The sequence below is a fragment of the Mesorhizobium sp. XAP4 genome (assembly GCF_029269325.1).
GTDB classification, from domain to species: domain Bacteria; phylum Pseudomonadota; class Alphaproteobacteria; order Rhizobiales; family Rhizobiaceae; genus Mesorhizobium; species Mesorhizobium ciceri.
The window spans coordinates 1,530,057-1,552,226 of sequence record NZ_JARIXW010000001.1 but is presented as its reverse complement, the minus strand read 5'-3'; the positions used below and the strand labels follow the sequence as shown (position 1 = coordinate 1,552,226).

Below are 22,170 nucleotides of genomic sequence, written 5' to 3'. Positions count from 1 at the left end.
AGATCACTTTCTCGTCTGTTATGAACGGCTTGCCTGGAATTCCTCAGCGCAGCATCAAAACGCTGCAAGCCTCGCCCGCGGCTGCTGCAGGGGCAAACGGCGCCCGCACGATCAGCCCGTTGGCGTCGGCCAGCATTCTCAGCATCGAGGAATCCTGAATGCCGAACGGCGTCGCCACCAGCGCGCCGTCATCTTCCCTGACCACGGCTCGGACATAGTCCTGGCGCAAATCATTGGCCGGCATTGCGGTACCCAGTCGCGCTGGGCGAATGTCCTGGCGATGGTTGCGGCCGCCGAGCCGCGCCAGCAGCGGCTTCAGGAACAGTTGCGAGCAGACCAGGCTTGCCACCGGGTTGCCGGGCAGGCCGATGCACCTGATATCGCCGAGGCGGCCGAACATCAGCGGCTTGCCGGGGCGCATGGCGATCTTCCAGAAGCCGAGCGTCATGCCTTCGCCGGTCAGCACATCGTGGATCAGGTCGTGATCGCCGACCGAGGCGCCACCAAGCGTCACGATGACATCCGCACCGGCCGCGACCGCTTTTTGCACCAGTTCGGCGATGGCCTCCTTGCGATCGGCGGCAATGCCGAGATCGAGCGCGCGGGCGCCGACCGAGTGTGCGGCGGCAGCGACGCCATAGGCATTGGACGAGATGATCTGGTCCGGGCCGAGATCACTGCCCGGCGGCAGCAATTCATCGCCGGTGGCGATGATGGCGACCAGCGGTCGTTTCACCACGTTGACCCGGGGATGGTTGGCCGATGCTGCCAGCGACAGTGCCGCCGGGTCGAGCAAACGGCCTCTTTCGAGCAGCATGTCGCCTGTTGAAAAATCGAGCCCGATGCGACGGATATTGCGCCATTGCGCCGTCGGCTCGGTCACTTCGATTTCGCCGCCGCCGAGGTCGCGGACATTCTCCTGGATGACGATGGTGTCGGCGCCTTCGGGCAACGGCGCGCCGGTGAAGATGCGCACCGCTTGTGCCTTGCCGATCCTACCGGCAAAACCACGTCCGGCCGGCGCCATGCCGATCACCGACAGCCTGGATGGTACCGACGCCACGTCGGCGGCTCGAGCGGCATAGCCATCCATGGCGGAAGCGTTGAAAGGTGGCTGGGTACGGAGTGCCACGACCGGTTCCGCCAGAACACGATCCACCGCCTCGAACAGAGGAACGCTTTCGCCGGCTAGAGGTGCCGCACCATCGAGCAGGCGTTCAAGCGCCTCCGCGATAGGAACCAGCGCCATCAGGAGCTCGCCTTGTAGTCACCCGACTTGCCGCCGGTCTTTTCGACCAGGCGGATGCCGGTGATGACCATGGCGCGGTCTACTGCTTTGGCCATGTCGTAGATGGTCAGGCAGGCTACCGAAGCGGCCGTCAGCGCTTCCATCTCGACGCCCGTCTTGCCGGTGACGCGCGCCAGCGCGGTGACCTTCAGGCCAGGTAAAGCGTGGTCCGGCTCGATGTCGACGGAAACCTTGGTCAGCAGCAGCGGATGGCAGAGCGGGATCAGCTCATGCGTCTTCTTCGCCGCCATGATGCCGGCAATGCGCGCGGTGCCGAGCACGTCACCCTTCTTGGCGTTGCCGGCGAGGATCATCTTCAGCGTCTCGGGCTGCATCGCGACAAAGCCTTCGGCGATCGCCGTGCGCGTTGTTTCTTCCTTGTCGCCGACATCGACCATGTTGGCCTCGCCTTGCGCGCCGAGATGGGTCAGGCCTGATACCATCGTCAGAGAGCCTCGGCCAAAGCCTTGCCTGTCAGAAGCAGGCGCGTCGCGGTGGTGACGTCCTGTTGCCGCATCAGGCTCTCGCCGACAAGAAAAGTGCCGATGTCGCTCTTTTGCAGCCTGAGGCAGTCGTCATGCGAGAAAATACCGCTCTCGCTGACCAGCAGGCGGCCGCCCGGCACCATGGGTGCCAGCCGCTCCGACGTTTTAAGGCTGGTCTCGAATGTTCTCAGATTGCGGTTGTTGATGCCGATCAGCCGCGACGACAGTTTTAGCGCGCGCAGCGTCTCGGCCTCATCATGCACCTCGATCAGCGCATCCATGCCGAGTTCGAATGCCGTTGCCTCAAGCTCGCTCGCCAGGGCGTCGTCGACGCTGGCCATGATGATCAGGATGGCATCCGCGCCCCAGGCGCGGGCTTCGTAGACCTGATAGGGATCGAACAGGAAATCCTTGCGCAGCGCCGGCAGCGCGACGGCGGCTCGCGCCCGGGTGAGAAATTCCGGCGCGCCCTGGAAGGACGGTGCGTCGGTCAGCACCGAAAGACAGGCAGCGCCACCCTTGGCATAGGCCAGCGCCAGCGCCGGCGGATCGAAATCGGCGCGGATCAGCCCCTTGGACGGGCTTGCCTTCTTGATCTCGGCGATCAGCGCAAAGGCGCCGGATTTGCGCTTTGCTTCGAGCGCGGCAAGAAAACCGCGCGGTGCGTCGGCGTCCTTGGCTCGCGCCTTGATTTCGGCCAGCGGCACACGTGCCTTTGCCGCCGCGATCTCGTCGCGCTTGTAGGCCTCGATCTTGCGAAGAATGTCAGACACGTTTTACCCGTTCGAAATCTCGACCAGCCTGTCGAGCACTTGCAGGGCCCGGCCGCTGTCGATGGCTTGCGCGGCGAGCGCGATGCCGTCGGCAAGCGTCGTCGCCTTGCCCGCCACCACCAGGCCGGCGCCGGCATTCATCAGCACGGTGTCGCGATAGGCGCCGGCAGCGCCGCCCAACATATCGCGCAAGGCTTTGGCATTGTAGTCCGCATCGCCGCCACGCAGTTCGTCCCTGCTGTGGCGCGGCAACCCGACCGCTTCAGGCGTCAGGGTGAAGCTGCGGATCTCGCCGCCGATCAGTTCGGCGACCTGCGTCTCGCCGGTGGTGGTGATCTCGTCATAGCCGTCGCCATGAGCAACCCAGGCATGCTCCGCACCCAGTGCCTTCAGCGTCTCGGCAACCGGCAGGATCCATTCCGGCAGGAACACACCGACCAGCTGCCGCTTGACGCCAGCTGGATTGGAGAGCGGCCCGAGCAGGTTGAAGATGGTGCGGGTGCCGAGTTCGACGCGGGTCGGACCGACATGTTTCATCGCTGGATGGTGCGCGGGCGCGAACATGAAACCAATGCCAGCCTCGTGGATGCAGCGGCCGATGAATTCGGGCGAGATGTCGATCTTGACGCCGAGCGCAACCAGCACGTCGGCGGCTCCTGTCAGCGAGGACAGGCCACGATTGCCGTGCTTGGCAACCGGCACACCACTGCCGGCGATGACAAAGGCCGATCCCGTGGAAATATTGACGCTGTGGGAATTGTCCCCGCCGGTGCCGACGATATCGATGGCGCCGTCCGGCGCGTCGACTTGCAGCATCTTGGCCCGCATGGTGGCGACGGCGCCGGAAATCTCGCTCACCGTCTCGCCGCGCACGCGCAGCGCCATCAGGAAACCGCCGATCTGGCCGGGGGTCGCATCACCCGACATGATGATATCGAAGGCCTCGCGCGCTTCCTCGAAGGAAAGCGCGCTACCGGTCGCGATCTTGGCGATATGGGTTTTCAGCGCGCTCATCTTGTCGAGGCTTGGGCGACGGCGGCCTGGTCGACGCGAACGTCGTACTGCGTCTGCAACTGCGCCACCAATTGGTCGAGCAGGTCGTCCGACATGCCGGAGGTGAAGGATTTCTGTGCGTCATCCGGCACCGAGCTGGCATCGGCCCCGGCGGGCTCGAACACTTCGGCGACCTTGTACAGGATCTGCCCGTCGCCGGTAGGCGAGGGGATCAGGCCGGTACCGCCTTCGCCGACTCCGAACATCGCTGCGGCACCTTCCTTGCCGAAATCGACGTCGTCAGCCTCGCGCTTGACACCGCGCTTGGTCTGCTTTTCCAGCTTCAGTTCGCTGGCAATGACATCGAGCGTTGCGCCGGCCTTGAGCCGCTTTTCCAGCTCGTCAGCCTTGGCGGCGAGCCGCTTGCTTGTTTCCGCCGCCGTCCAGTCGGCCACGACTTTCTGACGAACCTCATCCAGCGTGCGGTCGCGAGCCGGCGTGATGGACGCCACCTCATAGAAGACGAAGCCGTTGTCGGCTGTGGTCAAGGCATCGTTTTCCGTGTTGGGTTCGGCGTCGAAGACCGCTTTGATCAGCTCCGGCGATTGCGGCAGGTCCTTGACGATGCTTGCATCTGGCCGCAGTCCACTGCGATCGATGGCGTCGATGGTGACGACCTTCAGCTTCAGCTTGGCCGCAGCGTCGGCCAGCGAACTGCCGGCGGCGCGGGTGTCATCGTAATTGTCGCGCACGTCCAGAAGGATGCGGCTTGCCTCGCCCAGCGCCAGATCCTTGCGGATCTGGTCGGACACCTCGGCCAGCGGCTTCACCACTTCGGGCTTGATCTCGGTGACACGCAGCAGCACCGGACCGAAGGCGCCCTGCACGACCTGGCTGACTTCATTGGCGTTAAGCGCGAAGGCGGCGTCGGCGACCGCCTTGTCGGCGATCTTGTCCTTGGCAAGCGTGCCGAGCAACGTGTCGGCCGGGGTCTTGCCTTCCGCCGTGACCAGCTTGTCGAAAGTGGCGCCTGCCTTGAGCGAATCGAACGCGGCCTTGGCCGCATCCGGCGTCTTGAACACGAGCTGCTCGATGGTACGCAATTCCGGCGTGGTGTAACGCGCCTTGTTCTTGTTGTAATCGTCGCTGACCTGTTGGTCGGTGACGGCGGTCGGATCCATGATGTCGACCGGCTCGAGGCGGACATAGGAGAATTTGCGGTATTCGGGTGCCGCATATGTCTTCTTGTTGGCTTCGAAATAGGCCGAAAGCACGCTATCGGATGGCGCCGCTATCGGCTCCACCAGTGCCTTGGGCAGCGTCAAATAGTCGATGGTGCGGTCTTCGCCGCGATAGAGCGCAACTGCCTTGAAGAAAGTGTCCGGAGCCTTGAGGCCGTCCGAGACCGCCTCGACAATCTGCTGGCGCACCGCCACCTGAGCACGGTTCTTCAAATAGTCCTCGGGTCGCATGCCAATCTGCTGCAGCATATATTCGAACGTTCTGCGATCGAACTGGCCGCCCGGGCCTTTGAAGGCCGGGTCTTCGCGTGTCAGCTCGGCCAGCCGATCCTTGGAAAGTCCGAGGCCCAGCTTGCGGGCCTGTTCATCGAGAACGGCACCCGAGACGAGCTGCGCCAACACCTGGTTATCGACACCGAGCGCCTTTGCCTGTTCGTGGCTGAGACGTTGGCCGAACTGCTGCGACATGACGGCGAGCTGGCGATCATAGGCGAGACGGTATTCGTTGATCGACACTTTGGTGCCGCCAGCGGTTATCACCGAATCATGGCCGGCCAAACCGCCCATCAGCCGTCCGGAAACGCCCCAGACCAAAAAGCTGAGCACCAGCAGCACCAACAGCCCCTTCGCGACCCAGGTGCCTGCCGCGCTTCTCAATATACCAAGCATTTTTACTTCCGATTTATGCGCATTTTCGCATGCGCCGAGTCTGAAACAAGCGCAATAGCGCCCTTCCGGCCCACTGTCGATTGCTTTGTGGCCTGATTTTGGTAGTGAGGGCCAGAGCCCCGATATCATCCGGAGAAGCAAACCCATGACGCCAGGAATTCGCCCGCTCGTCGCCGGCAACTGGAAAATGAACGGCACCAGCGCCTCCCTCAACGAGCTCAGGATGATCGGCAACGGCTTCATGAGTGGGCTTGACGCGGAGACCGAAGCGCTGGTTTGCGTTCCCGCAACCCTGCTTGCCCACGCCGCCGAGATCCTGTCGCGCACGCCGGTGCATGCCGGCGGCGAAGATTGCCACACCAAGGAGAGCGGCGCCTACACCGGCTGCATCTCGGCGGAAATGCTCAGGGATGCCGGTGCGAGCCATGTCATCGTCGGCCATTCCGAATGCCGCGAGCAACGCGGCGAGGATGACGCCACTGTCCAGGCCAAGGCATCCGCCGCGTGGCGTGCCGGGCTTGTTGCCATCATTTGCGTCGGCGAAACGCATGAGCAGCGTGAAGCGGGCGCCACGCTGGACGTGCTGTCGCGGCAGGTCGAGGGCTCAGTCCCGCCAAGCGCCACCCCGTCCAACACCATCATTGCCTATGAGCCGGTATGGGCGATCGGCACCGGCCTGACGCCGACTGCGGCCGACGTCGCTGCGGCACACGCACATATCCGCGAAAAGCTATCGGAAAAGCTCGGCGGCGTCGCGGCGAAGGTGCGCATTCTCTATGGCGGCTCGGTCAAGCCCTCCAACGCGGTCGAACTGCTCGGCGTCAGGAATGTCGACGGCGCGCTGGTTGGCGGCGCCAGCCTGAAAGCGGCGGACTTTCTCGGCATCGCCGAGGCCTATCGCAATATTGCTTGAAGACATTTTCCCTGCCGGACAGGGCTTCCGGTGCACGAAATCGTTGCAAAGGACGGGTTGCTTCCCATATTCCGGCCACGGGCTTGGAAATGCCGTCAAAGCATTGTATTGAGCCGCCTCCAATTCACCGGTCGTGTCCGCGGCCGGGCAAGGCCTTGCCAGGATAAACTATGGAAACCGTACTGATCGTCATCCATCTCATGGTCGTGCTCGCCCTTGTCGGCGTGGTGCTGCTGCAGCGTTCCGAAGGCGGTGGCCTCGGCATCGGTGGCGGGTCCGGCTTCATGACCGCGCGTGGTGCGGCCAATGCGCTGACGCGTGCGACGGCGATCCTGGCGGCTGCCTTCTTCGCCACCTCCTTGACCCTGTCGATCGTCGCCCGCTACGGCGAAAAGCCGATCGATATCCTGGACCGCGTGCCGGCGACCTCGGACGGCGCCGGCAAAGGCGTGCTCAACCAGTTGCCTGGAACCACAACTCCGGCGCCCGCGGGCACCACCACGCCGACGCCGCCTTCCGGCAACGATGCTTCGGCTCCTGCGACTGCCCCGGCCACTGCGCCTGCCGCCGGCTCGACGCCGCCGGCGACCAACGGCACGGCTCCCGCCGCACCGGCGACCCCGCAGGTTCCAAACCAGTAGTCCTCGGTGCCTGAACCGCGATCTGTGGTCGTTTGAACACAGTCGCGGCAAATGCAGCGAGATCACGAAGATTCGACGGGGTGAGGCATGGCCCCACGCTTGAGGCGGCCGCGCTTATTCGACTATAGATTGCACGCGGCATTTCCGGCGCCCTTGGGGGGCGCTGGGCGACGCCGTGGCAACAAGCATAGAACGATCGGATCTTCGCCATGCAGCTTCGCAGCTTCATTTTCCTGGGACTTTGCGCCGCACTCGGCGTGAGTTCCCCCGCTTTCGCAGGCGTTCCGGCCAATATGGCCGCACAGCCTTCGGCTGAAACAACTTCTGCCATCAACGTCGCCGTCAAGAGTGATGCGTCGCAATTGAAGCTTCTCAAGAAGAAGAAAAACCCGACGCCCGACGACCTCGCCCAGATCAAGAAGATCGAGGCCAAGATCGTTGCCGACAAGGAAGCCGCCAAAGCCAAGGCGCTCGAAGCCAGGAAGCTGGCAATGCGCGAGGCGGCAAAGGCCAAGGCCGACGCGGAACGGCAGGCGTTCCTTGCCAAGAAGGGCAAGAGCGCGCCGGCAACCGAGGTGGCCGATGCCAAGCCGGCCAAGAAGCAGGCTGCCAAGATCATCGAGCCTATCGAACCGATAGCGCCGATCCAGTCGGCCGAGCCGCTTCCGGCGGAGGCCATGAACGTCGCCCTGACCGGCAACAATGGCGAACTGCGCAGCGAAGTCATCGGCCAGAAGAAGCCGAGCGGCGGCGGCCTGTTCGCCGGCCTTTTCGGCGGGACGTCGTCCGGCTCCTCGATAAGCTATCTTCCCGAGACGCGGGCTCTCGATCAGGCTCTCGCCAAGAGGGAGGCCAAGAAGCAGTTCAAGGTGAAGCCGGAATTCGTGCCGCAGGACGTGGAATTCACTGGTTACGATGCCGGCACCATCGTCATCGACACCAGCGCGCGGCGCCTTTACCTCGTCGAATCATCTTCCACCGCGCGGCGCTACGCCATTGCGGTCGGTCGCGAAGGCCTGCAGTTCAAGGGCACGGTCGCGGTCGGTGACAAGCAGGAATGGCCGCGCTGGATCCCGACGCTGGACATGCAGAAGCGCGAGCCGAAGCATTACGGCCAGTATAAGGACGGCATGCCTGGCGGTGGCCAGAATCCGCTCGGCGCCCGCGCCATCTATCTCTATGACGGCAAGAAGGACACGCATCTGCGCATCCACGGCACCATCGCGCCGCAGTCGATCGGAACCAGCGCCTCTAATGGCTGCTTCCGCATGATCAACGAGCACGTCATGGACCTCTACAGCCGCGTCAGGGTTGGCACCAAGGTCGTCATCATCTGACGTTTTCGTCATCCTGCCGAAAGGGCCGGCTCAGCCGGCCCTTTTGTTTTGCCCTGTTCACGATCCGAGCGCCTTCTTGGGAAAAAACCTTCGCGGTGGTTTTTTCTCTGGCGGAATCAATCCGGCCGCGTTAAGCGATGACTCCCATGGCGCGATATGTATTCATCACAGGCGGCGTGGTTTCCTCACTTGGAAAAGGCATTGCCGCAGCGGCCCTTGGGGCTCTCCTGCAGGCGCGAGGCTATCGCGCACGCATCAAAAAACTCGATCCCTATCTCAATGTCGATCCGGGGACGATGTCGCCGTACCAGCATGGCGAGGTTTTCGTCACCGACGATGGTGCGGAAACCGATCTTGATCTTGGCCATTACGAGCGCTTCACAGGCCGCTCCGCCAACCAGCAGGACAACATCACCACCGGCCGCATCTACAAGAACATCATCGAGCGCGAGCGGCGCGGCGACTATCTCGGCGCCACCGTGCAGGTCATCCCCCACGTCACCGACGAGATCAAGAATTTCGTCCTCAACGGCAATGACGACTATGATTTCGTGCTGTGCGAGATCGGCGGCACGGTCGGCGACATCGAGGCGATGCCGTTCCTGGAGGCTATACGCCAGCTCGGCAACGACTTGCCGCGCAACAATGCCGTCTACGTGCATCTGACGCTGATGCCCTATATCCCGACGGCCGGTGAACTGAAGACCAAGCCGACTCAGCATTCGGTCAAGGAACTGCGCGGCATCGGCATCGCGCCCGACATCCTGCTGGTCCGCGCCGACCGCGCTATCCCCAAGGAAGAGCGCAGAAAACTGTCGCTGTTCTGCAATGTCCGCGAAAGCGCCGTGATCCAGGCGCTCGACGTGCCGCATATCTACGACGTGCCGATGGCCTATCACAAGGAAGGGCTTGATTCGGAAGTGCTGGCCGCCTTCGGCATCGATCCGGCGCCGAAGCCGCGCATGGAGCCGTGGCAAGCGGTGTCGAACCGCATCCACAATCCGGAAGGCGAGGTGACCATCGCCGTTGTCGGCAAATATACCGGCCTCAAGGACGCCTACAAATCGCTGATCGAGGCGCTGTCGCATGGCGGCCTGGCCAATCACGTCAAGGTCAAGCTCGATTGGATCGAATCGGAGATCTTCGAAAAGGAGGATCCGACGCCGTGGCTGGAAAAGGTGCATGGCATCCTGGTTCCCGGCGGCTTCGGGGAGCGCGGCTCGGAAGGCAAAATCCTGGCGGCGAAGTTCGCGCGTGAGCGAAAAGTGCCGTATTTCGGCATCTGCTTCGGCATGCAGATGGCCTGCATCGAGGCGGCGCGGTCGCTGGCCGGCGTCGAGCATGCGTCTTCGACCGAGTTTGGTCCGACCGAGGAACCGGTCGTCGGCCTGATGACCGAATGGCTGAAAGGCAACATGCTGGAGAAGCGCCGCGAAACCGGCGATCTCGGCGGCACGATGCGGCTCGGCGCCTATCAGGCCGAGCTCGCCAAGGGTTCCAAGATCGCCGAAATCTATGGCGACACGCAGATTTCCGAGCGCCATCGCCACCGCTACGAGGTCAATGTCGACTACAAGGAGCGGCTTGAGGATTGCGGCCTGGTGTTCGCCGGCATGTCGCCCGACGGTGTGCTGCCGGAAACAGTCGAGTATCCCGACCATCCCTGGTTCATCGGCGTGCAGTATCATCCGGAACTGAAAAGCCGGCCGCTCGACCCGCATCCGCTGTTCGCCAGTTTCATCGAGGCGGCGGTGGAGCAGAGCCGGCTGGTGTAGCCGGTCGGCCATGCAGACCTATGTCGCGCTGCTTTACAGCATCATCCTGGGCGAGGGCCGCCGGGTCGTCATGGCCGACCTCAAGGCCATGGCGGAAGATCTCGGGCTGAAGAACCCGCGCACCCTGGTGGCGACCGGAAATCTGGTCTTCGAGGCGCCGGCAACTGATATTGCCGACCTTGAACAGCGGCTGGAGGCAGCCTTCGAAAAAACCTTCGGCCGCCATGTCGACATCATCGTGCGTGGTGCCGAGGACTGGCTGAAGCTTGCCGCCGGCAATCCGTTCCCGGCCGATGCGGCCAAAGCAGGCGATCAGGTGGCCGTACGGGTGATGCGCAAGCCTGCGCCCGTGGAGGCCGTGACGGGGCTCCAGGCCTATGCCGGCGAGGATGAAAAAGTGACTTCGGTCGGCGGCGACATCTGGGTCGTCTTTTCGCGCGAGAGGCCAAGCTCGCGGCTGCTTGCGGCGATGAATCACAAGCGCATGGGCACGGGCACGTCGCGCAACTGGAACACGGTGCGCAGATTGGCCGAGATGCTCGGGTAGGTTTTGGGGCGGCTCTCGCCGCCCCAAAATTCACCTTGTCAGGCCTTCGCGGTCCTGGCGCCGGCGCCCAAAGCGGCGGTGCGCAGCACGTAGTAGATGATGCCGGCGATCGCCACGCCGAAGAACCAGCCATAGACACCCCACCAGGACGGCAGCCAGTTGGTGAAGTTGGGCAGGATCGACGAGAAGATGGCGCCGATGCCGGCGGCGATGAAGGCGTTGACGTGCCAGCCGCCCTGGAAGCGGAATTCGCCATCTTCGCGATAAAGCGCCTCGACGTCGACCTCACCCTTCCGGATCAGGTAGTAGTCGACCATCATCACCCCGAAGATCGGCCCCATCGTCGCGCCGATGATGTTGACGAAGGAAGCCGCACTGCCTTCCCATGGCGCGAAGGGATAGAGCAGCAGGGCGATCACGGCCGCGATATAGCCGCCCTTCTTGAAGTCGATCTGCCTGGGAAAGACATTGGAGAAGTCGAAGGCCGGCGAGACGAAGTTCGCCACCACGTTGATGCCAAGCGTCGCAACTGCAAAGGTCAGGGCAGCAAGCGCCGCCAGGAACCAGCTGTCGAATTTCGCCGAGATCTGGTCGGGATGCAGCAGCACCTCGCCATAGACGTCAAAGGCGGCAATGGTGGTGACGCCGGCCACCAGAGAAAACAGGATCAGGTTGATCGGCAGGCCCCAGATGTTGCCCTTGCGCAGCGATGCCTTGTCAGGCGCGTAACGGGCGAAATCGCAGAAATTGAGATAGAGCGCCGAGAAATAGGTGACCCAGATCGCGGCCACCGCAAACAGCGAGGTCCAGGAGCCAGGCGTGCCGGGCACGCCCGCATCCTTCGTCTTGTCCAGCAGCACGTCCATCGGGATGTCGCTGGTGAAGGCAAATCTCCCGGATTTGACACAGAGATAGATCGCCAGGATCAGCATCATCACCCACACCGCGGGGCCGGCCCAATCCTGGAAGCGGCGGACCGTTTCCATGCCGTTCTGGATGATCAGCAATTGCAGCCCCCAGATGACCACGAAGCAGATCACCTCCAGGCCGGTATGACCGAGGAAGTGCGTGCTGGCGTTGAAATCGGCGAACCATTGCGTGCGGATCAGCAGCGCCACGATCGCGCCCGAGGCGGCGGCAGTCTGCGCGCCGTACCAGAAGCAGGCGACGACGGCGCGCACCAGCGCCGGTATGTTGGCGCCCCAGATGCCGAAAGAGGCGCGGGCAAGCACGGGGTAGGGCACGCCCGTCTTCACGCCGGCATAGCCGACCATGTTCATCAGCGCGTAGATGATCAGCGAGCCGATGCCTATGGCGATGATGAAATTGACGAAGCCGCCGCAGAACAGGAACAGACTGGCGGCAAGATAGTAGCCCCAAAGGCTGTGGACGTCCGACGTCCAGACGTTGAAGATCGAGAATGGTCCCCAGTTTCGAACTTTGGCCGGAGCCAGATCCTCGTTGTACAGATCAGGTGAAGCACCCTGTATCGTCATGGCAATGTTCCCCTTTTGCAGCACGCGCCCTCACGCGTTGGCCGCGTGCAGGTTAAGCCTGCCGCAGGGGAACCGACAAGCAACCTATTTGCCGGCTTTGGCCTTAAAGATATTCAATGAGAACGGCGATTATCGATGCACGGCGATGGTGGGTCATCGCTGAACCACTGATGAGTCGAGGTTCGACGCGGGGATTCCAATCTGAAGCGGTGGCTCCCGACATCTTCGGTTGGGGGGCATCTAAGCGATTGCCATCACCTGCTTGTGGTCCGCGACTTCGGCGAGCAGCCAATCCTGAAACAGACCGGTGCCTGGTTTGTTGCCGATGCTGCGACGCTGATGCAGGTAAATACCGGCCGGATAGGTGTGGCGGGCACGGAACGGCGCGACCAGCTTGCCTTGCTGCAGAAAATCTTGCGCCATCATCGTGTCCGCAAGCGCTATTCCGGCGCCATTGATCGCTTCGCGCATGATCAAGGTGCAATCATCCAGTGTTGTGCTGGATTTTGGCGTCGTTTCCAGAACGCCTTCCTGCTCCAGCCAACGCTTCCATCTCATGGTTTCGCATTCATGGATCAGATGATGATTGACCAGATCGGCCGGCGATCGCAGCGGCACAGGCCCCTCCAGAAGCGAAGGCGCACAGACCGGCGTCAAAAGCAGCGGGATCAGCAGCGTCAGAGCCGGGCCGGCCTTGTAGACGAACTCGTCGACAATGGCCAAATCGAAGTTGGCGCGCTTGCCTGAAGTGGAGATCTCCAGATCCACCGACGGATGCAACCGGCGAAAGTTCGGCAACCGGTCCGCCAGCCAAAGGTTCAGAACGGTGGGCACGCACAAGACCCGAACACGTTGGATCTTGCCGTGGCGCGACCCCTCGGAGAGGCTGACGTCATCGGTGGCGCGCCAGATCGCTTCGAACGCCTCCGAGAGGCTGCGCGCATAGTAGGAGCCCCTTATGGTTGGCGTTATCTGGCGAAAACCGCGTTCGAACAGGTCCTGGCCAAGATTTCGTTCAAGCGCGCGGATGTGCCGGCTGACAGCCGAGGGTGTCAGATGCAGTTCTTCCGCCGCGTCCTTGACGCTGCCAAGGCGAGCGGTGGCCTCGAAAGCGCGCATGCCATTGAGTGAGGGAAGGGCCATTGGCCGATCATGAATTGTGAGTTGAATTTTTGTCAATCGACATGGGCAGAATTCGCGTTTGATCGCCTGCCCTGTTAGGGGATACCCAGATGACAAGAGCAATTAAGTCGTCTCAAGAAAGCGACTATTTGGGGACCGGCATTATACCACGAACGGCGGAGACCGGCTTGACCAGTCTCCACCGGGGTGAGCGAAGCGTTGCTCGCTACCCGGCTGGTATTGCCGCAATCGGAGAGAGCGCCAGCCTATGCCTCAATCGCCAGCGCCGGTTTTCGAGACCGCGGACGAGATTTCCTCGGAAGCCTCCGTCGTCGTGATCTTGCAAACTGCCCAAACAGGCTTCGGCCCGCGGGCAGCCGCCTTGGATGCCGAGATGGGCGGGATTCTCTCGCGCGCCTGCTCCGACCCGGCCGCCTTGATCGAATCCGGCAGCTGCATCGATCTTATTGCCCCGCAGTCCGTATCGACCAAGCGCCTGGTCGTCCTGGCCCTGGGCAAAGCTGAAGCCGTAACCACCCTGTCACTGGCGCGCGCCGGCGGTCTGCTTGCCGCGCATCTCGAGGGCAAGGGGGAATGCGCGCCCACCCTGGTCCTGGACCCGATCGGCGGCGTTGACCTGCCCGGCGCCGAAATCCTGGCGCGTGTCGCGCTTGGCATGCGGCTACGCCGCTATCGTTTCGATATGCGCAACCGGCGGCAAGGGGCGGGAGCGGATAGAACCTTGCGGGTGAAACTGGTAGGGGCTCGCGGCCCGGATCTGACAGCGGCGCTGGCGCGGATCAATGCCATCGCCGACGGCGTCGAATATGCACGCACCCTGGTCAACCTGCCGCCGAATCACCTCCATCCCGACAATTTCCACGATCATCTTGAGCCCCTGCGTGAAGCCGGCATCGACATCGAAATGCTTGATGCCGCGCAACTGAAGGAGCTCGGCATGAACGCGCTTCTTGCTGTCGGATCGGGCTCGGCGCGCCCGCCGCGGGTCGCTGTCCTGCGCTACCGGGGCAAGGGTGCTCCCGCCCAACCACTCGCTTTCGTCGGCAAGGGCGTCTGCTTCGATTCGGGCGGCCTCTGCATCAAGGGCGGAGCGCAGATGTTCGACATGAAAGCCGACATGGGCGGAGCGGCCGCTGTGGTCGGCCTGCTGATCGCACTCGCCCGGCAAGGCAGCCCGGTACACGTTGTCGGTGTTCTCGGCATTGCGGAGAACATGCCATCCGGCACGGCGCTCAAACCGCGCGACATCATCACGACGGCGTCCGGACAGACAGTGGAAGTGTTCGACACGGATGCGGAGGGACGCCTGCTTCTGGCCGACTGCCTCCACTATGCAGCCACGCGCTTCAACCCTTTAGTGATCGTCGATCTGGCAACGCTGACCTATTCGGTGACGCGTGGGTTGGGGTCGATATTCGCCGGCCTGTTCAGCACCGACGATGCCATCGCGTCACAGATGATCGCGGCCGGAGAAACGGTCGGCGAGCGGTTCTGGCGGCTGCCGCTCGACCGGGCTTACGACGAGGGCCTGCAATCGCCGTTCGCGGACCTGCGGCATCATGCCAAGGATATGGAAGATGGCGATGCTCCCTATGCCGCAGCCTTCCTGCGCCATTTCACGGAAGATCGCCCCTGGGTGCATCTCGACATCGCCAGCAAGGAACTGACCGACACCGATCGGCCGCTCGGCAGGCAAGGTGCCACGGCATTTGGCGTGCAGATGCTGGAAGAGTGGGTGCAGGTCACCCGTAACATGAGTTAGGCGCCTGCCGCCGCGGACGATAAAAGTACCTTCAATCGCACTGGGAATTGGGATGTCATCTGAGATCATCGGCATGGAAGGACGGGCCGCTTTTGCCGCCTACGAGACCTGGTATCGGGTCAGTGGCGAACTCGGCGGCGAAAAGGCGCCTGTGGTGATCCTGCATGGCGGCCCGGGCGTCGCTCACAACTATGTCGATGCCTACAAGCTTCTTGCGCGAAGGGATCGCGCCGTCATCCACTACGACCAGTTGGGCTGCGGCAATTCCACCTTGCTGCCTGAGAAAGGCGCCGATTTCTGGACACCTGGGCTGTTCATCGACGAGCTTGAAAACCTCGTCGACCACCTCGGCATTCGGACAGGCTTCCACGTGCTCGGCCAGAGCTGGGGCGGTATGCTGGGCGCCGAATATGCCGTGACGCGGCCGAAGGGTCTGAAATCTCTGACCATCGCCAACTCACCGGCGTCCATGAAGCTGTGGGTCGAAGAGGCCAACCGGTTGCGTGCGGATCTGCCCGCGGATGTGCAGGAGACACTGACCCGACACGAACAGGCCGGCACAACCGACGATGCGGCGTACCAGGCTGCGACGATGGTGTTCTACGAGCGGCATGTCTGCCGGGTCGTGCCTTTCCCGCCCGAAGTCACGGAAAGTTTCGCCCAGGTCGTGCGCAATCCGACCGTCTATAATCTGATGAATGGGCCAAACGAGTTCCATGTCATCGGAACGCTGAAGACCTGGAGCATCGTCGAGCGCCTGCCGGCCATCGATGTTTCCACACTGATCATCTCCGGACGTCACGACGAGGCCACGCCCGCGACCGTGCAGCCCTACAAGGACGGCATCAAGGGGTCTCGCTGGGAGATATTCGAGCATTCCAGCCACATGCCGCATGTCGAAGAGCAAGATGCGTGCATGCGGGTGGTGGGAGACTTCCTGGACCACAACGATAACTGAAAAAAGGGGAATCAAGACATGAAGAAACTGCTTCTGGCGGCAACAGCCGCGGCATTGCTGGCCGGTACATGGCTGGCCCCGGCACAGGCCGAATATCTCAAGGAGCACCGAGGCGGCACCATCCGCCTGCTGGCCCGCTCCGCGGCGGGAACGCTCGATCCGCACATCAATTACACGGACCAGGGCTGGCAGATGTACCAGCCGATCTATGACGGCCTGGTGGCCTTCCGCAAGGCCGAGGGCATGGACGGTTTCACCATCGTCCCCGATCTGGCCGAGGCCCTGCCGCAGGTCAGCAATGACGGCAAGACCTTCACCTTCAAGCTGCGCAAGGGCATCAAGTTCTCCAGCGGCCAGGATCTTGGCGTAAAGGACGTCGTCGCTTCTTTCCAGCGCATATTCAAGGTTTCCGGACCCACCTCCGGCACGTTCTATGCCGGCATCGTCGGGGCCGACAAATGCCTGGCCGACACCAAGAGCTGCACGCTGGAAGGCGGCGTTGTCGGCGACGAAGCGGCCGGCACCATCACCATCAACATCACCAAGCCGGATGCCGAGCTGCTCTACAAGCTTGCCTTGCCGCATGCCGTGGTCCTGCCGGCGGACACGCCCGCTGAAGACATGGGTTCCAAGCCCATTCCCAGCACCGGCGCGTACATGATCTCCGCCTTCGACCCGAACAAGGGCATGACGGTTTCCCGCAACCCCAATTTCAAGCAGTGGAGCGAAGAAGCCCAGCCGGACGGCTATCCGGATGTCGTCCAATATGATTTCGGCCTGTCCGAAGAGGCAGCCGTCACCGCGATCCAGAACGGCGAAGCGGACTGGATGTTCGACGCTCTGCCGAGCGACCGCCTGGGCGAACTGGGCAGCAAGTCCATGGACCAGTTGCACATCTCACCGCTTTCGGCTTGGTGGTACGCGCCGTTGAACAACCGTCTCGCACCCTTCGACAACGAAAAAGCCCGCCAGGCCGTTGCCTATGCGATCGATCGCAACACGCTGGTCAAGCTGTTCGGCGGCAAGGTGCTGGCTTCGCCGGTCTGCCAGGTCCTGCCTCCGGACTTCCCCGGCCACGAAGACTATTGCCCCTTCACCAAGAATCCGGGCGCCAAATGGTCGGCCCCCGACCTCGACAAGGCAAAGCAGCTCGTCGAGGACTCCGGCACCAAGGGCCAGAAGGTGACGATCATCGTCGAGGACACTGCCATTTCGCGCTCCATCGGCGTCTATCTCCAGAGCGTGCTGACCAGCATCGGCTATGTCGCCGACGTCAAGCCGATCTCGTCGAACATCCAGTTCACCTATATCCAGAACACCAACAACAAGGTGCAGATGTCCGTCACCCAGTGGTACAAGGACTATCCGGCGGCTTCGGACTTCCTGAACATCCTGTTCAGCTGCGCCTCCTTCCGCGAAGGTTCGGACGCCTCGATCAACATCGCCGGCTTCTGCGACAAGGAAATCGACGCCAAGATGCAAAAGGCATTGGACCTCGGCGTCACCGATCAGAAAGCCGCCGATAAAATGTGGGCTGAAATCGACAGGCAAGTCACCGACAAGGCACCTGCGGTCGGCCTCTTCACGCCGAAGCGGCTAGACTTCGTCAGCAAACGTCTTGGCAATTTCAAGTTCAACAGGCAGTTCAACTGGATGATCACCCAATCCTGGGTACAGTAATGGCCTGGGTGCAGTAACGAACCGCGGAGGGGCACGTCCGTGTCGAACGTAGCTGTCGCCGCGCCGCGCAAGACGCGAGGGCCCTGGGCCGTCGCGTTTGCGAAGCTGGCAAGGGACAGGACTGCCATGGCGTCGCTGGCCGTGTTCCTCCTCATCGTCCTTGCCTGCCTCAGTGCGCCTCTTTATGCGAAATGGGCCGGCGTGGACCCCTTCGCCTCGACGCTCGACGCCGTCATCCAGATCGACGGCGTCGACGTTCCGGTGATGGAACAGTCGACGGAGGGGCTCGGGCTTGGCTACACACCGCTCGGCCCGACCTGGCGGCTGGGCAATTACTTCCTCGGCGCCGACAGCCAGGGGCGCGATGTCATGGCCAGGATGCTCTATGGCGGGCTGAGCTCGTTGCTGATCTCCGGAGCAGCCACCATCTTCACCCTGATCCTGGGCACGGCGGCGGGATTGATCGCCGGCTATTTCGGCGGCGTCACCGACACGGTGCTGTCGCGCTTCCTCGACATACTGTGGGCGTTCCCCATTTATCTGCTGGCGATTTCGCTCTCCATCGTCACCATCGCGCATGGCATCACGATAGGACCGATCCAGATCGAGTCCGGCAGTCTGTGGCTGCCTGTCATCATCATCGGTATCGTCTACGTGCCCTATGTGGCTCGTCCGATACGCGGGCAGGTTCTGGCACTGCGCAAAAGCGAATTCGTGCTCGCCGCGATCAATCTGGGCGTACCGGGATGGCGCATCCTGTGGCGCGACATCCTGCCCAACGTCACCACCACGCTCATCGTCTTCGTGCCGCTGATGATGGCGCTGAACATGCTGACGGAATCGGCCCTTTCCTTCCTTTCGATCGGCGTGCAGCCGCCGGCCGCGAGCTGGGGCACCATTATCCAGGACGGACAGGCGCTGCTCTACACCAGGCCACTGGTGGCGCTGGTGCCGGGCCTGGCGATCGCGGTTTCCGTCATGGCGCTCAATGTCTTCGGCGACGGTCTGCGCGACGCGCTCGACCCGCGCTCCAAGGTTCGGCTGGGGCGCGACTGATGATCTACGCAATCCTGCGCCGGTTCGGCCAGATGCTGTTCGTGATGTTCGGCATCTCGGTCATCGTCTTCCTGATTTTCTTCGCAACGCCGGGCTCCGATCCGGCGGCGCGCATCGCCGGCCGCAATGCATCGCCCGAAGTGCTGGAGGCGGTACGCCACAGCTTCGGCTTCGACCGGCCGCTCTACGTGCAATATGTGACGATGATGGAGAAGATCTTCGTCACCGGCGATCTGACCTCCTTCGTCAATCGTGGCTGGAAGGTGGTGCCGGCGGTCATGGATTCGATCCCGGTCACGCTCTCGCTGGTGTTCGGAGCGGCGATCCTGTGGGTGGTCGTCTCCATCATCATCGGCATCGCCGCCGCCGCCACGCGCGGCAGCTGGCTGGATAAGCTGCTGATGGCGCTAGGGCTGCTCGGTATTTCGATGCCGGTGTACTGGCTGGGCGAGGTGATGAACCTGATCACCCAGAGCCGCTACCACGACAGCTGGGCGTTCTCCTGGGTGCCGCCGCTCGGCTACAAGAACTTCTCCGACGATCCAAAGGGCTGGTTCCTGACCCTGGTCATTCCGTGGATCACGCTGTCCATTCTCTACATCGGCATTTATGGGCGCGTGCTGCGCGCGGCGATCATCGAATCCCTGCAGGAGGACTATATCCGTACGGCCCGGGCCAAGGGCCTGTCGGAGACCCGCATCCTGCTGCGCCATGCCTTGCGCAAGTCGCTCATCGCCTTCGTCACCTTGTTCGGCCTGGATTTCGGTGCGCTGGTCGGAGGCTCGGCCCTGCTGACGGAGGTGGTGTTCGGGCTGCACGGCATCGGCAAGCTCACTTATGACGCGCTGCAGAATCTCGATCTGCCGATGATCATGGCAACGGTGATGTACGCTTCGATGTTCGTGGTTGTTGCCAATGCGGTCGTCGATTTCGTCTACATCCTTCTCGATCCGCGCCTGAGGACATCATGATACTGTCGGTGCGCGACCTCAAAGTATCCTTCCGCACAAATGATGGCCTGGTGCGGGCCATCGATGGCGTTTCCTTCGACCTCGAGGAGAGCGAGATCCTCGGCGTCGTCGGTGAGTCCGGTTCCGGCAAGACCGTGTCGCTGCTGGCCGTCATGGGTCTGATCACCGATCCCAACGCCACCATCGAAGGCTCGATCCGTTACAAGGGCCGCGAACTGGTGGGACTGCCCGCGCGCGAACTGAGGCGGCTGCGCGGCAACGAGATCGCGATGATCTTCCAGGATCCGATGACCGCGTTGACACCTGTCTACACGATCGGCTGGCAGATCGCCGAACAGATCCGCGCGCATCGCAACATCAGCAAGTCCAAGGCGATGGAGCGCGTGGAGGAATTGCTGGCCGAGGTGAATTTTCCGAACCCGCACGAGGCGATGTCGCGCTACCCGCACCAACTGTCCGGCGGCATGCGTCAACGGGCGGTGATCGCAATGGCTTTGTCCTGCAATCCGGCGTTGCTGGTGGCTGACGAACCGACCACGGCGCTCGACGTCACCGTACAGGCCGGCATTCTCGATCTGGTGCGCAAGCTGCGCGCGACGCACAAGTCGGCGGTGGTCTTCATCACGCATGACATGGGCGTGGTCTCCGAACTCGCCGACCGGGTCATGGTCATGTATGCCGGCCGCGTGGTGGAGCGCGGCAGTCGCGCGGAGCTGTTTTCCGATCCGCGACACCCCTATACGCGCGCTCTGCTCGGTTCGATCCCGCCGCTGACCGGCGAAAAACCACGCCGCCTGCCGGCCATTCCCGGTTCGCCGCCGTCATTGCTGCGATTGCCGCAGGGCTGTGCGTTCGGTCCGCGGTGCCCGGTTCACTATGAGCCCTGCGAGGCCGGCAAACCCGACCTCGGGAGCGGCACTCATGCCGCGGCGTGCTTCAGGGTGGCACAGGCATGAGGGGATCGATGACCGACAAGAGCCGCCCCATTATCGAGACGCGTTCGCTGGGCAAGCGCTTTTCCATCGGCAGCCGTTTTTCCGCCGAAGGCAAGCGAACCGTTCATGCGGTCGACAATGTTTCCCTGACCGTGTGGCGCGGCGAGACGGTCGGCCTGGTCGGCGAATCCGGATGCGGCAAGTCCACGCTGGCGCGCTGCCTGGTGAGGCTCTACGACATATCGGACGGCGAGCTTCTGTTCGAAGGCAACGATATCACCTCGAAGTCGCTGTCCGAACTCAGGCCGCTCCGGCGCCGCTTGCAAATGGTTTTCCAGGATCCGTCGGCATCGCTCAATCCGCGCCGGCGCGTCGGCGACCTGGTGGCCGAGCCGCTGCGCATCCATGGCAGGCTCTCGTCGAGCGAGATCACCAGACGCGTGGCGGAACTGTTCGACCTTGTCGGCCTGCTGCCGGATCACGTCATGCGGTTTCCGCACGAATTTTCCGGCGGGCAACGCCAGCGTGTCGGCATCGCGCGGGCTATTGCATTGAACCCGGACCTCGTGGTCCTCGACGAACCCGTCTCCGCGCTCGACGTGTCGGTGCAGGCGCAAATCGTCAACCTGCTTGCCGATCTGCAGGAGAAGCTCAATCTCACTTACATCTTCATCGCCCACGACCTGTCGGTGGTACGTCAGGTTTCAACCCGCATAGCGGTCATGTATCTCGGCTCGATCGTCGAAGAAGGGCCGGCGGAAGAAGTGTTTGCAGCACCGGCCCATCCCTATAGCCAGGCGCTGATCTCGGCGGTTCCTATCGTGGAGACGACGCCCAGCGGGACGCGCAAGCGCATCATCCTCACCGGCGACGTACCGAGCCCTCTGAACCCTCCAACCGGCTGCCGTTTCCATCCCCGATGCCCGATCGCGGCGGAGCGCTGCCGTTCGGAGCGGCCGCAGTTGCGGGAATACCGACCCGGTCGCAAAGTCGCCTGCCACTTTCCGACGATGTAGGCGACACTCACCACCGCACAGGTGATCGCCTTCGCCTGACAGATTTCTCAAAAAATTCCATTTTTTGGCTGGAACCAACCGGCTGTTGGTGCGTTTGGTGGGGTTCGATCGAGCGCATTGCGGTCGACCGGGAGGAAACGATGGATCAATTGCATTTCTTTTCGCCCGTGCGGATTTCGCACGGGCAAGGACACCCTGCGGAAGAAATCGATAGTGTTGCCGAAGCCATGATGTTCTTGCGGAAATGGCCAACGGGACGGCGCGGTCCGGTTTATCAGTGCGCGCTGAACTGTTGCTCGGCCGCCTTGTCGGGCCAGATGTCGGCCGAGGAAGCAAGGAAAGCGTTCACCGGCTTTGCCCGCATCACGCGCCTTCTCGACGATGACATGGCTTTGCCGGTAGGCGGCGAAGGCAAGGCAAGCGTGCACGCATTGCGGCGATAGGCTGTTGTCCTGACGGTCCTACAAGGTCTCGCGCTGCAGCGGCGCGGG

Annotated in this window: 20 protein-coding genes; 13 read left to right on the top strand and 7 right to left on the bottom strand. The window is 62.7% G+C overall.

Translation table 11 applies throughout. The features are described from left to right. Positions 1-43 precede the first annotated feature (43 nt). From glp to P3C39_RS07825, 5 genes are read right to left on the bottom strand one after another with little or no spacing between them, the layout of a single operon-like run. Positions 44-1,249 (bottom strand): gephyrin-like molybdotransferase Glp, encoded by a 1,206-nt coding sequence (glp, locus tag P3C39_RS07845; protein WP_024503338.1) that lies wholly within the window; start codon positions 1,247-1,249, stop codon positions 44-46. After that, complete coding sequence (gene moaC, locus P3C39_RS07840) at positions 1,249-1,731, bottom strand: cyclic pyranopterin monophosphate synthase MoaC (protein WP_024503337.1); 483 nt, start codon at positions 1,729-1,731, stop codon at positions 1,249-1,251. The genes glp and moaC overlap by 1 nt, the downstream gene beginning before the upstream one ends. A 2-nt stretch (positions 1,732-1,733) precedes the next feature. After that, complete coding sequence (trpC, locus tag P3C39_RS07835) at positions 1,734-2,546, bottom strand: indole-3-glycerol phosphate synthase TrpC (protein ID WP_024503336.1); 813 nt, start codon at positions 2,544-2,546, stop codon at positions 1,734-1,736. Between the two features lie 3 nt (positions 2,547-2,549). Continuing rightward, a complete protein-coding gene (trpD, locus tag P3C39_RS07830) occupies positions 2,550-3,560 on the bottom strand; it encodes an anthranilate phosphoribosyltransferase (RefSeq protein WP_024503335.1) in 1,011 nt (336 codons plus the stop codon). Beyond that, complete coding sequence (locus tag P3C39_RS07825; protein ID WP_024503334.1) at positions 3,557-5,449, bottom strand: SurA N-terminal domain-containing protein; 1,893 nt, start codon at positions 5,447-5,449, stop codon at positions 3,557-3,559. Before P3C39_RS07825 ends, trpD begins: the two co-directional genes overlap by 4 nt. Positions 5,450-5,594: 145 nt before the next feature. Here P3C39_RS07825 and tpiA point away from each other — a divergent pair, with 145 nt between their 5' ends. The 5 genes from tpiA to P3C39_RS07800 all read left to right on the top strand — a co-directional run bounded on the left by tpiA (position 5,595) and on the right by P3C39_RS07800 (position 10,662). After that, positions 5,595-6,362: a triose-phosphate isomerase gene (gene tpiA / locus P3C39_RS07820; protein ID WP_013531736.1), complete on the top strand. Its 768-nt coding sequence runs from the start codon at positions 5,595-5,597 to the stop codon at positions 6,360-6,362. Positions 6,363-6,532: 170 nt separating this feature from the next. Then, a complete protein-coding gene (secG, locus tag P3C39_RS07815; protein ID WP_013531735.1) occupies positions 6,533-7,003 on the top strand; it encodes a preprotein translocase subunit SecG in 471 nt (156 codons plus the stop codon). Positions 7,004-7,212: 209 nt separating this feature from the next. Continuing rightward, complete coding sequence (locus tag P3C39_RS07810) at positions 7,213-8,340, top strand: L,D-transpeptidase (protein ID WP_013531734.1); 1,128 nt, start codon at positions 7,213-7,215, stop codon at positions 8,338-8,340. Positions 8,341-8,477: 137 nt separating this feature from the next. Further along, positions 8,478-10,115 carry a CTP synthase gene (locus P3C39_RS07805; protein ID WP_013531733.1) on the top strand — a complete coding sequence of 546 codons (1,638 nt, stop codon included), beginning with the start codon at positions 8,478-8,480 and terminating at the stop codon, positions 10,113-10,115. Positions 10,116-10,125: 10 nt separating this feature from the next. After that, on the top strand, positions 10,126-10,662 hold the full coding sequence (locus P3C39_RS07800) for a DUF1697 domain-containing protein (protein ID WP_275953061.1): 537 nt from the start codon (positions 10,126-10,128) through the stop codon (positions 10,660-10,662). Positions 10,663-10,700: 38 nt separating this feature from the next. Here P3C39_RS07800 and P3C39_RS07795 read toward each other — a convergent pair whose 3' ends face one another. Both P3C39_RS07795 and P3C39_RS07790 read right to left on the bottom strand, forming a co-directional pair. Then, a complete protein-coding gene (locus P3C39_RS07795) occupies positions 10,701-12,158 on the bottom strand; it encodes an NCS1 family nucleobase:cation symporter-1 (RefSeq protein ID WP_024503329.1) in 1,458 nt (485 codons plus the stop codon). Between the two features lie 240 nt (positions 12,159-12,398). After that, positions 12,399-13,301, bottom strand: a complete 903-nt coding sequence (locus P3C39_RS07790; RefSeq protein ID WP_275953060.1) for a LysR substrate-binding domain-containing protein — start codon at positions 13,299-13,301, stop codon at positions 12,399-12,401. Between the two features lie 247 nt (positions 13,302-13,548). Here P3C39_RS07790 and P3C39_RS07785 point away from each other — a divergent pair, with 247 nt between their 5' ends. From P3C39_RS07785 to P3C39_RS07750, 8 genes are read left to right on the top strand one after another with little or no spacing between them, the layout of a single operon-like run. Continuing rightward, positions 13,549-15,063 carry a leucyl aminopeptidase gene (locus tag P3C39_RS07785; RefSeq protein ID WP_275953059.1) on the top strand — a complete coding sequence of 505 codons (1,515 nt, stop codon included), beginning with the start codon at positions 13,549-13,551 and terminating at the stop codon, positions 15,061-15,063. A 52-nt stretch (positions 15,064-15,115) separates the two neighbouring features. Beyond that, positions 15,116-16,021 (top strand): proline iminopeptidase-family hydrolase, encoded by a 906-nt coding sequence (locus tag P3C39_RS07780; protein ID WP_275953058.1) that lies wholly within the window; start codon positions 15,116-15,118, stop codon positions 16,019-16,021. A gap of 18 nt (positions 16,022-16,039) precedes the next feature. After that, positions 16,040-17,701, top strand: a complete 1,662-nt coding sequence (locus tag P3C39_RS07775) for an ABC transporter substrate-binding protein (protein ID WP_024503325.1) — start codon at positions 16,040-16,042, stop codon at positions 17,699-17,701. Between the two features lie 39 nt (positions 17,702-17,740). Further along, entirely contained in the window at positions 17,741-18,757 is a 1,017-nt protein-coding gene (locus P3C39_RS07770) for an ABC transporter permease (protein WP_275953056.1), read from the top strand. After that, positions 18,757-19,728 carry an ABC transporter permease gene (locus tag P3C39_RS07765; RefSeq protein WP_275953055.1) on the top strand — a complete coding sequence of 324 codons (972 nt, stop codon included), beginning with the start codon at positions 18,757-18,759 and terminating at the stop codon, positions 19,726-19,728. The genes P3C39_RS07770 and P3C39_RS07765 overlap by 1 nt, the downstream gene beginning before the upstream one ends. Beyond that, on the top strand, positions 19,725-20,684 hold the full coding sequence (locus tag P3C39_RS07760) for an ABC transporter ATP-binding protein (protein ID WP_024503324.1): 960 nt from the start codon (positions 19,725-19,727) through the stop codon (positions 20,682-20,684). Before P3C39_RS07765 ends, P3C39_RS07760 begins: the two co-directional genes overlap by 4 nt. An 8-nt stretch (positions 20,685-20,692) precedes the next feature. Continuing rightward, positions 20,693-21,679, top strand: coding sequence for a dipeptide ABC transporter ATP-binding protein (locus P3C39_RS07755; protein ID WP_275953054.1), 987 nt, complete (start codon positions 20,693-20,695; stop codon positions 21,677-21,679). Continuing rightward, positions 21,583-22,122 (top strand): DUF982 domain-containing protein, encoded by a 540-nt coding sequence (locus P3C39_RS07750; RefSeq protein WP_275953053.1) that lies wholly within the window; start codon positions 21,583-21,585, stop codon positions 22,120-22,122. The genes P3C39_RS07755 and P3C39_RS07750 overlap by 97 nt, the downstream gene beginning before the upstream one ends. Positions 22,123-22,170 lie beyond the last annotated feature (48 nt).

What these genes read in the sequence shown, in the direction of transcription:
- P3C39_RS07825 (WP_024503334.1), bottom strand. Translation starts at nt 5,449, where the DNA reads ATGCTTGGTATATTGAGAAGCGCGGCAGGCACCTGGGTCGCGAAGGGG.
- P3C39_RS07790 (WP_275953060.1), bottom strand. Translation starts at nt 13,301, where the DNA reads ATGGCCCTTCCCTCACTCAATGGCATGCGCGCTTTCGAGGCCACCGCT.
- P3C39_RS07795 (WP_024503329.1), bottom strand. Translation starts at nt 12,158, where the DNA reads ATGACGATACAGGGTGCTTCACCTGATCTGTACAACGAGGATCTGGCT.
- P3C39_RS07755 (WP_275953054.1), top strand. Translation starts at nt 20,693, where the DNA reads ATGACCGACAAGAGCCGCCCCATTATCGAGACGCGTTCGCTGGGCAAG.
- P3C39_RS07765 (WP_275953055.1), top strand. Translation starts at nt 18,757, where the DNA reads ATGATCTACGCAATCCTGCGCCGGTTCGGCCAGATGCTGTTCGTGATG.
- tpiA (WP_013531736.1), top strand. Translation starts at nt 5,595, where the DNA reads ATGACGCCAGGAATTCGCCCGCTCGTCGCCGGCAACTGGAAAATGAAC.
- P3C39_RS07810 (WP_013531734.1), top strand. Translation starts at nt 7,213, where the DNA reads ATGCAGCTTCGCAGCTTCATTTTCCTGGGACTTTGCGCCGCACTCGGC.
- P3C39_RS07775 (WP_024503325.1), top strand. Translation starts at nt 16,040, where the DNA reads ATGAAGAAACTGCTTCTGGCGGCAACAGCCGCGGCATTGCTGGCCGGT.
- glp (WP_024503338.1), bottom strand. Translation starts at nt 1,249, where the DNA reads ATGGCGCTGGTTCCTATCGCGGAGGCGCTTGAACGCCTGCTCGATGGT.
- P3C39_RS07805 (WP_013531733.1), top strand. Translation starts at nt 8,478, where the DNA reads ATGACTCCCATGGCGCGATATGTATTCATCACAGGCGGCGTGGTTTCC.
- P3C39_RS07785 (WP_275953059.1), top strand. Translation starts at nt 13,549, where the DNA reads ATGCCTCAATCGCCAGCGCCGGTTTTCGAGACCGCGGACGAGATTTCC.
- moaC (WP_024503337.1), bottom strand. Translation starts at nt 1,731, where the DNA reads ATGGTATCAGGCCTGACCCATCTCGGCGCGCAAGGCGAGGCCAACATG.
- P3C39_RS07760 (WP_024503324.1), top strand. Translation starts at nt 19,725, where the DNA reads ATGATACTGTCGGTGCGCGACCTCAAAGTATCCTTCCGCACAAATGAT.
- secG (WP_013531735.1), top strand. Translation starts at nt 6,533, where the DNA reads ATGGAAACCGTACTGATCGTCATCCATCTCATGGTCGTGCTCGCCCTT.
- P3C39_RS07750 (WP_275953053.1), top strand. Translation starts at nt 21,583, where the DNA reads ATGCCCGATCGCGGCGGAGCGCTGCCGTTCGGAGCGGCCGCAGTTGCG.
- trpD (WP_024503335.1), bottom strand. Translation starts at nt 3,560, where the DNA reads ATGAGCGCGCTGAAAACCCATATCGCCAAGATCGCGACCGGTAGCGCG.
- P3C39_RS07780 (WP_275953058.1), top strand. Translation starts at nt 15,116, where the DNA reads ATGTCATCTGAGATCATCGGCATGGAAGGACGGGCCGCTTTTGCCGCC.
- P3C39_RS07800 (WP_275953061.1), top strand. Translation starts at nt 10,126, where the DNA reads ATGCAGACCTATGTCGCGCTGCTTTACAGCATCATCCTGGGCGAGGGC.